Origin of the sequence: Flavobacterium succinicans (genome assembly GCF_001662485.1) — a bacterium.
GTDB lineage: Bacteria > Bacteroidota > Bacteroidia > Flavobacteriales > Flavobacteriaceae > Flavobacterium > Flavobacterium succinicans_A.
On sequence record NZ_JMTM01000067.1, the window covers coordinates 1 to 786 of the forward strand.

The 786-nt window shown below is 31.8% G+C and carries 1 protein-coding gene; it reads right to left on the reverse strand.

Annotated elements, in window-relative coordinates:
• Nucleotides 1–159: 159 nt before the first annotated feature.
• Nucleotides 160–786: hypothetical protein (locus FLB_RS14415; RefSeq protein ID WP_197488965.1), on the reverse strand; the 627-nt coding region annotated here is incomplete at its 5' end.

Sequence of the window (786 nt, forward strand, 5' to 3'; positions counted from 1 at the left end):
TACTAATTTATGATTTGCTAATCCATAAGGAATAATGTGATGTGCATGTATGGCTAAGCTTGTTATGTTCAGAAAACTTCATACAGCAAAATAAATCAAAGAGACTGCACTATTTTAGACAGCCTCTCTAGATTTTTTTTATAAAATCAAGTACAATTTTTACACGTACTCAATAAGTACTCGATTTTGTATTTCCTCAATTTCTTCAAACCTCATTCCAGTAAAACAATTGTCTAAGATCGCCTGTTTTAACCGCTCCGAGACATAGTAACCCGCCATGTCATTATTTGCACACCTGAAAAAATCAACTTTTTGATTGCATGTATTTAAAACAATTTTTGTAGGCTGTATAGAAGGAATACCATATAGACCAATAAACTCTCTACATTTATCTAAATAATCCACATCAGAGGTTACTTTAATTTCTTGGTTTAAAGAAATAGTAGAGTAGTTTTTTTCAAACAACTCAAAAGTTGATTTTTCATAATTAATAAAATCACTTTTGTATTCATTGAGGTAGAATATGTTATATGTATAATCGACCTCTTTGTGGGTTGCTTTTATCTTCCAAGTCTGAAAAGGGCCATTGCAATAAGGCTTTAAAAATGCTAAAAATGATTCGTTAATAATTAGGTATTGATAAAACCCAATCTCAACCATTTGTATTAATGAAGTGGTTTTTGCGCTTTTGTAAAACTCTAATGTTGGTATGGCTGGATTGTTATGAATAGGATTAAACAATCCTTGAGTGCCAAAGGCACCATCATCATAGGGTCTGCCGTCCCA